The organism is Streptomyces sp. LS1784 (assembly GCF_020103755.1).
Classification (GTDB): domain Bacteria; phylum Actinomycetota; class Actinomycetes; order Streptomycetales; family Streptomycetaceae; genus Kitasatospora.
Map to the genome: position 1 here is coordinate 1 of NZ_JAHSQD010000242.1, position 11,846 is coordinate 11,846.

General features: G+C 75.5%; 5 protein-coding genes. 4 read left to right on the forward strand and 1 reads right to left on the reverse strand.

What is annotated here, in order from left to right; genetic code table 11:
- The 4 genes from KS423_RS25055 to KS423_RS25070 form a co-directional block, all read left to right on the forward strand.
- Nucleotides 1-8,413 (forward strand): non-ribosomal peptide synthetase (locus tag KS423_RS25055; RefSeq protein ID WP_263455213.1); only part of this gene is annotated, 8,413 nt, incomplete at its 5' end.
- 6 nt (nt 8,414-8,419) lie between these two features.
- Complete coding sequence (locus KS423_RS25060) at nt 8,420-9,715, forward strand: MFS transporter (RefSeq protein ID WP_224282016.1); 1,296 nt, start codon at nt 8,420-8,422, stop codon at nt 9,713-9,715.
- 55 nt (nt 9,716-9,770) lie between these two features.
- Nucleotides 9,771-10,583, forward strand: coding sequence for a dimethylargininase (gene ddaH / locus KS423_RS25065; protein ID WP_224282017.1), 813 nt, complete (start codon nt 9,771-9,773; stop codon nt 10,581-10,583).
- A 133-nt stretch (nt 10,584-10,716) separates the two neighbouring features.
- The gene (locus tag KS423_RS25070) at nt 10,717-10,938 is read left to right on the forward strand and encodes a hypothetical protein (RefSeq protein ID WP_224282018.1); all 222 of its coding nucleotides are present in this window, start codon (nt 10,717-10,719) and stop codon (nt 10,936-10,938) included.
- A 31-nt stretch (nt 10,939-10,969) separates the two neighbouring features.
- Here KS423_RS25070 and KS423_RS25075 read toward each other — a convergent pair.
- On the reverse strand, nt 10,970-11,846 hold an 877-nt coding region (locus KS423_RS25075; protein WP_224282019.1), incomplete at its 5' end, for a tetratricopeptide repeat protein.

Sequence of the window (11,846 nt, forward strand, 5' to 3'; positions counted from 1 at the left end):
CGGCCCGGCGACGAACCCGGCGCCGCGGGCCGGCGCGGCCGACGCCGCCTACGTCATCTTCACCTCCGGCTCCACCGGCCGCCCCAAGGGCGTCGTGGTGCCGCACGGCGGCATCGCCGCGCTGCTGGCCGCCCACCGCACGGGTGTGATGGCCGGGGTCGCCCGGCAGCGGGTCGCGCTCACCGCCTCGCTCTGCTTCGACGCCTCCTGGGACGGCCTGCTGTGGCTGGTCGCCGGGCACGAGCTGCACCTGATCGGCGGCGACGTGCGCCGCGACGCCCGGGCCCTGGTCGGCCACGTGCGCGAGCAGGGGATCGGCGTCCTGGAGGTGACACCCTCCTACGCCGAGCAGCTGGTCGAGGAGGGCCTGCTGGAGGAGCCCGCGCCGGCCCTGGTGCTGCTCGGCGGCGAGGCCGTCGGCCAGGCGCTCTGGACGCGGCTGCGCGAGGCGCCCCACACCGCCGCCCACAACCTCTACGGGCCGACGGAGTGCACCGTCGACGCCCTGACCCACCCGCTGGAGGCCACCGGGCGGCCCGTGCTCGGCCGCACCGTCGCCGGCACCCGCTGCCACGTCCTCGACGAGTACCTCAACCCCGTCCCGGCCGGTGTGCCGGGGGAGCTGTACCTGGCCGGCGCCGGTCTGGCCCGCGGCTACCTGGACCGTCCCGGTCTGACGGCGGAGCGCTTCGTCGCCTGCCCGTACGCGCCGGGGGAGAGGATGTACCGCACCGGGGACCTGGTGCGCCGCACCCGAGACGGGGAGCTGGAGTACCTCGGCCGCACCGACCACCAGGTGAAGATCCGCGGCTTCCGCATCGAACTCGGCGAGATCGAGCGCGCCCTGACCGCCCACCCGCAGGTGCTCCAGGCCGCCGTCCTGCCCGACGGGGGCGGGCTGCGCCTGGTCGCGTACGTGGTCACCGACGGCCCGCTCGACCCGGCCGAGCTGCGCGCCAACGCCGCCCGGACGCTGCCCGGCTACATGCTGCCGGCCGCGATCGTGCCGCTGGACGCGCTGCCGCTGAACGCCAACGGCAAGCTGGACCGGTCCGCCCTCCCGGCACCGGACTTCGGTGCGCTGTCCGCCGGTCGTGCGGCGCGCTCCCCGCAGGAGGAGATCCTGTGCGGGCTGTTCGCGGAGGTGCTCGGCCTGGAGGCGGTCGGGATCGACGATGACTTCTTCGACCTGGGCGGTCACTCGTTGCTGGCCACCAAGCTGCTCAGTCGGGTGCGGGCGGCGCTGGGTGCGGAGTTGGGCATCCGGGACGTGTTCGAGGCGCCGAGTGTGGCGGGGCTGGCCGTCCGGCTGGGCGCCGGTTCGCAGCGAGCGGCGCTGAGCACGGGAGGCGAGCGCCCGGAGCGGGTGCCGCTGTCCTTCGCCCAGCAGCGCCTGTGGCTGATCGACCGGATGGAAGGCCCCAGCGCCCTCTACAACGCGCCGCTGGCGCTGCGCCTGACGGGGGAGCTGGACGCCGCCGCGCTGGAGCTCGCCCTCGGTGACGTGGTGACCCGACACGAGAGCCTGCGCACGCTGATCGCCGAGGAGGACGGCACCCCGTACCAGCGCGTCCTGCCGGCCGAGCAGGCCGTGGTCCCGCTCGACACCCGGGACTGCCCCGCCGACGAGGTGGCCGCCACGGTGGCCGGGCTGTGCCGCCACGCCTTCGACCTGCGTACCGAACTCCCCCTCCGCGCAGCCCTGTTGAGGGTCTCGGCCGAGGAGCACGTCCTGATCCTGGCACTGCACCACATCGCCAGCGACGGCTGGTCCCTCGGCCCGCTGGTCCGCGACCTCACCGGCGCCTACGCGGCCCGCGCCGGGGGCACCACCCCCGGCTGGGCGCCGCTGCCCGTCCAGTACGCCGACTACGCGCTCTGGCAGCGCGAGCTGCTCGGCGAGGAGACCGACCCCGAGAGCCTGGCGGCCCGCCAACTCGCCCACTGGCGCGAGACCCTGGCCGATCTCCCGGACGAGGCGACGCTGCCGCTGGACCGCCCCCGCCCGCCCGTCGCCTCCCACCGCGGCGACCGGGTGGCGCTCACCCTCGGCGCGGAACTCCACGGCGCGCTCGGCGAGTTGTCGCGCGAGCACCGGGTGACGATGTTCATGACGGTGCAGGCGGCCCTCGCCGCGCTGCTCACCCGCCTCGGCGCGGGCACCGACATCCCGATCGGCTCGGTGGTGGCCGGGCGCTGCGACGAGTCGCTGGACGACCTGGTCGGCTTCTTCGTCAACACCCTGGTGCTGCGCACCGACACTTCCCCTCGCTCCGCTGGGGATACCCCTACCGGCTCCCCGAGCTTCGCCGAGCTGCTCGGCCGGGCCCGGGAGACCGCCCTCGGCGCCTACGCCCACCAGGACGTGCCCTTCGAGCGCCTGGTGGAGGAGCTCAGGCCCGCCCGCTCGCTCGCCCGCCACCCGCTGTTCCAGGTCATGCTGGTGCTCCAGAGCAACGAGCAGGCCGAGCCGGACACGGCGGGCCTGCACATCGAGCCCCTCACGGCGGGCACCGGCTCCGCCAAGTTCGACCTCAGCCTGATCGCCGAGGAATCCTTCGGCCCCGACGGCGAGCCCGCCGGGATCGACTGCGCCCTCGACTACGCCACCGACCTCTTCGACCGGGAGACCGTCGAGGCCGTCGCCGTACGGTTCGCTCGGCTGCTGGCGGCGGTGGCCGCCCGGCCCGAGCTGCCGATCGGCCGGATCGAGCTGCTGTCGGCCCAGGAGCGTGCCGCGCTCCCGACCGCCGGTGGCGCCCTGCCGGCCGAAGTCCCGCTGCTGCCCGCCGCCTTCGCGGCCCAGGCCGCCCGCACCCCGGAGGCCGTCGCCCTGGTCTGCGGCGACACCCGGCTGACCTTCGCCGAGCTGAACAGCCGCGCCAACCGGCTGGCCCACCGCCTGCGGGCCGCGGGCGCCGGTCCGGAGTCGGTGGTCGCCCTCGCCCTGCCGCGCTCGGCGGAGACGGTGGTGGCCATGCTCGCCGTGCACAAGGCCGGCGGCGCCTACCTGCCGCTGGACGCCGAGTACCCGGCCGAGCGCACCGCCCACATGCTCGCCGACGCCCGCCCGGCGCTCGCCCTGACCGACGACCGCTGGCCGCTGCCGGAGGTGCTGGCCGGCCTGCGCACCCTGGACGTCGCCTCGCCGTCCGAGGACTCCGAGGACTCCGAGAACTCCGAGAACTCCGAGGGCAGCGCGCCCGACCCGGGGTGGTGCGCCCTCGACCCGGGCGACGCCGCCTACGTCATCTACACCTCGGGCTCCACCGGCCGCCCCAAGGGCGTCGTGGTGCCGCACGGCGCCGTCGCCGCGCTGCTGGCCGCCCACCGTGCCACCCTGATCCGGGGCACCGAGGAGGCCCACGGCCGGCAGCGGATCGCGCTCACCGCCTCACTCTGCTTCGACGCCTCCCTGGAGCCCGTGCTCTGGATGTTCGCCGGGCACGAGCTGCACCTGATCGGCGACGAGCTGCGCCGCGACCCGGCGGCGCTGGTCCGCCACACGGCCGCCGCCGGCATCGACGCCCTGCACATCACCCCGTCCTACACCGAGCAGCTGATCGAGGAGGGGCTGCTGGACGCACCCGCGCCGCGCCTCCTGCTGCTCGGCGGCGAGGCCGTCGGCCAGGCACTGTGGCAGCGGCTGCGGGAGCACCCCGACACCGCGGGCCACAACTTCTACGGTCCGACCGAGGCCACCGTCTACGCGCTGACCCAGCCGTTCGACGCGGTGGAGCGCCCGGGGCTCGGCGGTCCGATCGCCGGCGTGCGGGCGTACGTGCTGGACGAGTACCTCAACCCCGTCCCGGCGGGTGTGCCGGGGGAGTTGTACCTGGCCGGCGCCGGTCTGGCCCGTGGCTACCTGGGCCGTCCGGGCCTGACGGCGGAGCGCTTCGTGGCCTGCCCCTTCGAGGCGGGCGTGAGGATGTACCGCACCGGGGACCTGGTGCGCCGCACCCGCGACGGCGGCGTGGAGTACCTGGGCCGCACCGACCACCAGGTGAAGATCCGCGGCTTCCGCATCGAACTCGGCGAGATCGAGCAGGTGCTGGCCCGCCACCCCGCCGTCCGGCAGGCCGTGGTCACCGTCCGCGAGAGCGACACCGGCGACCGGCGACTGGTCGCCCACTGCACCGTGGGTCAGGAGTCGCCCGAACTCGGCGTCGAGCTGCGGCGGTTCGCCGCCGAGTCGCTGCCCGGCTACATGGTGCCGGCCGCCGTCGTCCTGCTCGACACCCTGCCCCTGACGGGCAGCGGCAAGGTCGACCACCGGGCGCTCCCCGAACCGGACTTCGGTGCGCTGTCCGCCGGTCGTGCGGCGCGCTCCCCGCAGGAGGAGATCCTGTGCGGGCTGTTCGCGGAGGTGCTCGGCCTGGAGGCGGTCGGGATCGACGACGACTTCTTCGACCTGGGCGGTCACTCGCTGCTGGCCACCAAGCTGCTCAGCCGGGTGCGGGCGGCGCTGGGTGCGGAGTTGGGCATCCGGGACGTGTTCGAGGCGCCGAGTGTGGCGGGGCTGGCCGTCCGGTTGGGTGCCGGTTCGCAGCGGCTGGCGCTGAGCGCGGGAGGTGAGCGCCCGGAGCGGGTGCCGCTGTCCTTCGCCCAGCAGCGCCTGTGGCTGATCGACCGGATGGAAGGCCCCAGCGCCCTCTACAACCTGCCGCTCGTCCTGCGCGTGGCGGGGGAGTTGGACACCGTCGCGCTGGAGCTCGCCCTCGGCGACGTGGTGGCCCGGCACGAGAGCCTGCGCACGCTGATCGCCGAGGAGGACGGCACCCCGTACCAGCGGATCCTGCCCGCCGAGCGGGCCCGCGTCCGGGTCGAGCTGCTGCCGCCCGGCACCGATCCGGCGAGCTGCACGGCCCGCCCCTTCGACCTGGCCGCCGACCTCCCCGTCCGCGCCCACGTCATCCCGGCCGGGCCCGGGGAGCACCTGCTCGCCCTCGTCCTGCACCACATCGCCGGGGACGGCTGGTCGATGGGCCCGCTGCTGCGCGACCTCGCCACGGCCTACGCGGCCCGCACCGGCGGCGCGGCCCCGCAGTGGGCGCCGCTGCCCGTCCAGTACGCCGACTACGCGCTCTGGCAGCGCGAGCTGCTCGGCGAGGAGGAGGACGGGGAGAGCCTGCTCTCCCGCCAACTCGCCCACTGGCGCGAGGCGCTGGCCGGCCTGCCCGAGGAGCTGTCACTGCCCGTCGACCGGCCGCGTCGCGCGGCCGCCTCCCACCGCGGCGAGCGGGTCGTCGTGCCCTACGGCGCGGAACTCCACGGCGCGCTCGGCGAGTTGTCGCGCGAGCACCGGGTGACGATGTTCATGACGGTGCAGGCGGCCCTCGCCGCGCTGCTCACCCGCCTCGGCGCGGGCACCGACATCCCGATCGGCTCGGTGGTGGCCGGGCGCTGCGACGAGGCGCTGGACGACCTGGTCGGCTTCTTCGTCAACACCCTGGTGCTGCGCACCGACACGTCCGGCAACCCGAGCTTCACCGAGCTGCTGGCCCGCGTCCGGGAGACCCAACTCGACGCCCACGCCCACCAGGACGTGCCCTTCGAGCGCCTGGTGGAGGAGCTGAACCCGGCCCGCTCGCTGGCCCGTCACCCGCTCTTCCAGGTGGCACTGCTGCTGGAGGGCCAGGGCGACTGCGCGCCGCTCGCCCCGGCCGGCCTGGACGCCTCCGTGGAGTCCTCCGCCGGGACGGTCGCCAAGTTCGACCTGAGCGTGGGCCTCGGCGAGTCCTTCGACGCGGACGGCGCGCCCGCAGGCCTGGAGTGCGCGATCGACTTCGCCACCGACCTCTTCGACCGGGAGACGGTCGAGGCCATCGCCGTCCGCTTCGGCCGGCTGCTGGCGGCGGTGGCCGCCCGGCCCGAGCTGCCGATCGGCCGGATCGAGCTGCTGTCGGCCCAGGAGCGCGCCGCGCTCCCGACCGCCGGTGGCGCCCTGCCGGACGAAGTCCCGCTGCTGCCCGCCGTCTTCGAGGCCCAGGCCGCCCGCAGCCCGCAGGCCCCGGCCCTGGTCTGCGGTGACACCGTGCTGACCTTCGCCGGGCTGAACGCCCGGGCCAACCGGCTCGCCCACCACCTGATCGGGGAGGGCGTCGGCCCCGAATCGGTGGTCGCCCTCGCCCTGCCGCGCTCGGCCGAGAGCGTCATCGCGATCCTGGCCGTCCTCAAGGCCGGTGGCGCCTACCTGCCGCTGGACGCCGACCACCCGGCCGAGCGCACCGCCGACACCCTCGCCGACGCGGCCCCCGCCCTGGTCCTCACCGACAGCCGGTGGCCGAAGCCCGAGGCGCTGGCCGGCGTGCCCGCCCTGGACGTCGCCGAGGCGACCGGACCGGACACCGACCCGGCGCCGCGCGCCTCGGCCGACCACGCCGCCTACCTGATCTACACCTCGGGCTCCACCGGCCGCCCCAAGGGCGTCGTGGTGCCGCACGGCGCCGTCGCCGCCCTGCTGGCCGCCCACCGCGGCCGGCTGATCGCCACCGCCGAGGCCGCTCACGGCCGACTGCGGGTCGCGCTCACCGCCTCGCTGTCCTTCGACGGATCACTTCAGAGCCTGCTCTGGATGTTCGCCGGGCACGAACTGCACCTGATCGGCGACGAACTGCGCCGCGACCCGGCCGCCCTGGTCCGGCACGTGCGCGCGGCGGGCATCGGTGCCATGGACGTCACCCCCTCCTACGCCGAGCAACTCCTCGCGGAGGGCCTGCTGGAGGAGGCCGCTCCGTCGGTGCTGGTGCTCGGCGGCGAGGCCGTCGGGCAGCAGCTCTGGACCGCCCTGCGCGAGGCGCCGGGCACCGCCGCCCACAACCTGTACGGTCCGACCGAGGCCACCGTCTACACCCTCGGCCGGCCCGTCGACGCCGCGGAGCGCCCGGGGCTCGGCGGTCCGATCGCCGGCGTGCGGGCGTACGTGCTGGACGAGTACCTCAACCCCGTCCCGGCGGGTGTGCCGGGGGAGTTGTACCTGGCCGGCGCCGGTCTGGCCCGCGGCTACCTGGGCCGTCCGGGCCTGACTGCGGAGCGCTTCGTCGCCTGCCCGTACGCGCCGGGGGAAAGGATGTACCGCACCGGGGACCTGGTGCGCCGCACCCGCGACGGCGGCGTGGAGTACCTGGGCCGCACCGACCACCAGGTGAAGATCCGCGGCTTCCGCATCGAACTCGGCGAGATCGAGCACGTGCTGACGCTCCACCCGCAGGTGCTCCAGGCCGCCGTCCTGCCCGACGGGGGCGGGCTGCGCCTGGTCGCGTACGTGGTCACCGACGGCCCGCTCGACCCCGTCGAACTGCGCGCCTTCGCCGCCGGCCACCTGCCCGGCTACATGCTGCCCGCCGCCGTCGTCCCGCTGGACGCGCTGCCCCTCACCGGCAGCGGCAAGCTCGACCGGACGGCGCTGCCCGCACCGGACTTCGGACGGCTCGCCGGCGGCCGCGCCGCCCGGACGCCGCAGGAGGAGCTCCTCTGCGCGCTGTTCGCCGAGACCCTCGGCCTGGAGGGCGTCGGCATCGACGACGACTTCTTCGACCTCGGCGGCCACTCCCTGCTCGCCATGAAGCTTCTCGCCCGGGTCCGCACCGCCCTCGGCGTGGACCCCGGCATGCGGGCGCTGTTCGAGGCACCCACCGTCGCCGGGCTCGCCCGACGGCTCGACCACGGCCCGGCGGCCGACGCGCTGGACGTCCTGCTGCCGCTGCGCGCCGGCGGCGACCGGGCCCCGCTGTTCTGCGTCCACCCGGCGGCCGGCATCAGCTGGGTCTACTCCGGGCTGCTGCGCCACCTCGGCCCCGAGCAGCCGGTGTACGGCCTCCAGGCCCGGGGCCTGCGCGGCGACGCACCGGCGAGCGTCGCCGAGATCGCCGAGGACTACGTGCGGCAGATCCGTGCGGTGCGTCCCGACGGCCCGTACCACCTGCTGGGGTGGTCCTTCGGCGCGGTGGTCGCGCAGGAGATGGCCGTGCGGCTGCGGGCCGAGGGCGCCGAGGTCGGCCTGCTGGCCCTGCTCGACGGCGCCCCGGCGGCCCGCAGCGCCGACGCCCCGCCCGTCGAAGCCGCCGACACCCTCGCGGAGTTGCTGCACTCGCTCGGCTACGACCCGGCCGACGGACGGGGCCTCGCCGATCTGCGGGCCGTGCTCGGGCAGGCCGTGGCCGTGCTGCCGGAGGTCTTCGACCGGCACCGCAAGCTGATGGCCGAGCACGTGCCCGACCGCTACCAGGGGGACGCCGTCTTCTTCGGGGCGACCACCGGCAAGCCCGCCGACTGGCCGTACGAGCAGGCCTGGCGGCCGTACCTGGACGGCCGGATCGAGAGCCACCGGCTCGCCTGCGCCCACGGCGAGCTGACCCAGCCGGAACCCCTCGCACGGATCGCCGCCGTGCTGGCCGAGAAGCTTGGAGCGTGACCCGCGATGACCACCACCGTCCCGATCGAGTCACCGGCGCCGCCGCAGCGGCCGCGCAGCCGGTGGGGCCTGTGGGCCCAGGGGGACTTCCGCAGGCTCTGGATCGGTGAGACCACCAGCACCCTCGGCACGGCCGTCGGGAGCGTGGCGCTGTCCCTGGTGGCCGTGGTCACCCTGGGCGCCGGCCCCTTCGCGGTGGGCGTGATCAACGCCGCCGCCTGGCTGCCCTGGCTGTTCCTCGGCCTGCCGGCCGGTGCCTGGGTGGACCGCTGGCCCCGGCTGCGGGTGATGCTGGTCTGCGACCTGCTGCTGCTCGTCCTCTTCGGCAGCGTCCCGGTGGCCGCCTGGCTGGGGGCGCTCTCCCTCGCCCAGCTGGTGGTGGTGGCCCTGCTGACCGGGGCGGTGAAGGTGTTCTTCTCCACCGCCTACGGGGCGGTACTGCCCACCCTGGTGGCGAAGGCCGACCTGCTGGAGGCCAACGTCAAGCTGCGCTCCGGGGCCTCGGCGGCGGACATCGCCGGCCCGGGCGTGGCCGGTCTGCTCGCGCAGGCCTTCGGCGCCGCCAGCGGGATGCTCGCGGACTCGCTCACCTACCTGGTGTCGGCGCTCTGCCTGCGGCGGATCAGGACGGAGGAACGCCCCCCGCCGGTGTCCGAGCGGCGCGGCATCCCGCGCGAGATCGGCGAGGGCGTCCGGTTCCTGCTGCGCGATCCCTACCTGCGCACGCTGGCCTGCTTCGCGGCGGTCGGCAACCTGGGACTGAACGGCATCCAGGCGGTGCAGACGGTCTTCCTGGTGCGCAGCGTGGGGATCGAACCGGGCGAGGTGGGCGCGGTGTTCGCGCTGGTGAGCGTCGGCGGGCTGGCCGGTGCGGTGCTGGCCGGGCGGATCGCCCGCCGGCTGGGCACCGCACGCGGGCTGCTGGTCTGCGAGCTGGTGGTCGCGCCCTTCATCCTGCTGCTGCCGTTGGCGGGCGAGCGGCTGCCGCTCGTGGTCAGCGCGCTCGCCTGGGCGGTCGCGGTCTGCGGCGTGGTGGCGGGTAACGTCCTGGCCGGCAGCTTCTCCCAGGCCTACTGCCCGCCCGAGATGATCGGCCGGATCCGGGCCAGCTCCGCGACCCTCAACTACAGCGCGATCCCCGTGGGCGCCCTGCTCGGCGGCTACCTCGGCGAGGTGATCGGTGCCCGCAGCACCATCTGGCTGATGGCGGGCGTGCTGCTCTCGGCCGGCGGGGTGCTGCTGGCCAGTCCGCTGCGCGGCCTGCGCGACTTCCCGACCCGGCCGTCGGCCCCCGCCGCCTGACCGCACCGCCTTGCCCGCGCCGCCTCCCGACCCGCCCCCACCCCGGAGGACCCCGATGACCCGCACCGCCCGCCCGCGCCACTACCTGATGTGCCGTCCGACCCACTTCGACGTCACGTACGCGATCAACCCGTGGATGGACCCCGCCAAGCCGGTGGACACCGACCTCGCGGTCGCCCAGTGGGAGCGGCTGTACGCCCTCTACGGCGAGCTCGGCCACCGGGTCGACCTGATCGACCCGCTGCCCGGCCTGCCCGACATGGTGTACGCGGCCAACGGCGCCACCGTGGTGGACGGCAAGGTGCTCGGCGCGCGCTTCCGCAACGCCGAGCGGGCCGCCGAGGGCCCGGCCTACCTGGAGTGGTTCCGCGCCAGGGGCTTCGAGACGCGCGATCCGGAGCACGTCAACGAGGGCGAGGGGGACCTGCTGCTGACCGCGGGCTTCGTGCTGGCCGGGCGGGGCTTTCGCAGCGTGGCCGACGGGCACGCGGAGGCCCAGGAGTTCTTCGGGCGGCCCGTGGTCGGCCTGGAGCTGGTCGACCCGCGCTACTACCACCTGGACACCGCGCTCGCCGTGCTCGACGGCGACGAGATCATGTACAACCCGGAGGCCTTCTCGGCCGGCAGCCGTGCCGTCCTGCGCCGGCTGTTCCCGGACGCCCTGCCGGTGGACGGCACCGACGCGGCGGTGTTCGGCCTCAACGCGGTGAGCGACGGCCTGCACGTGGTGCTGCCGGAGGCGGCCGTCGGGCTGGCCGCGCGGTTGCGCGAGCGCGGCTTCCGGCCGATCGGGATGGACCTCAGCGAGCTGCTCAAGGGCGGCGGCAGCGTGAAGTGCTGCACCCTGGAGATCCGTTCGGCGCCCTGAGCGGGCGGCGCCGAGCACCGTTGACCACCGGTGCTCGGCTGTAGATCGGCCGTTGAACGCCCCCGGCCAGACTGGTGCCACACCACGACGGAACCCCTTCCCACCGGGGAAGCGAGTCAAGGGAGTACCAGAGATGACGCAGCGTCCGGCCACCGCCCGCACCCGCCTGCGGATGTTCACGGTCGGCCTCGGGGTGGTCGTCGCCCTGGGCACCGGCCTGTCCGCCACGGTCGCCGTGGCGGAGGCTGCCGACGCCGGCGCGGCGACGGTGGTGAGCGGCGACGCGACGCCGACGCCCACCCCGACCCCCACCGCGACCGGCGGCACCGGCGACTGGAACAGCACCGGCTCCTGAGCACGCCGGAACCGGCAGCAGGATCGATTCCTCAGCAGCCCGAGGACAACCGGTCAGCGGCCCGCCACCCATCCGGGACCGACGGGGCCTTGGCGGCCGGACCCTCCCCCCGGGGCAGCAGCCGCGCCACCTCCCGCGCCTCCGGCAGCCCCAGCCGGAGGAAGATCCGATGGGCCTCCCGCAGCCGGCCGTACGCCTCGGCCTCGCGCCCGAGGTCGGCCAGTGTCCGGCCCAGCACCACCAGCGCGTGGCCCTGGTCCCGCTCCGCACCCAGCTCCTCGCACAGCTCCAGCGCCTGCCCGGCGTGCTCCAGGGCCTCGTCCGTCCGGCCCAGCGACCGCAGACTGTCCGCCATCCGGTAGCGGGCGTGCGCGGCCCGGGCCCGCAGACCGGCCGCCGAGGCCACCGCCAGGCACTCGCCGAACCAGGTGACCGCCTCCTCGTGCCGCTCCAGCCCGTGCAGCGCCAGCCCCAGCACGTACAGCGTGTACGCCCGGCCCGGATCGTCGTGCCGGGTCCGCAGCTCGGCCAGCACCTCGTGGCAGATCGGTACCGCCTCGGCGGCCCGCCCGCTGCGCACCCGGGCCAGCGCGGCGTTGACCGTCGTCACCAGCGCCCCGGAGCGGTGGCCGAGTTCGCGGGCCAGCGACAGCGCCTCGTCGTAGTGCTCCACGGCCTCGTCGTAGCGGCTGAGGAACTGGCAGACCAGGCCGAGGTCGTTCAGCGCCTGGCGCAGGATCACCGTGTCGCCCGCCGAGCGGGAGGCGGCCACCGCCAGCCGGGAGGCCGCCTCCGCCTCCTCCAGGCGGGTGGCGGCCAGGGCGACGTTGCCGCGCAGGAAGTGCGCCCGACCAGCTGCCCGGTGGTCGGCACGACGGGCCGCGGCCGCGGCCAGGGCCTGCGCGGTG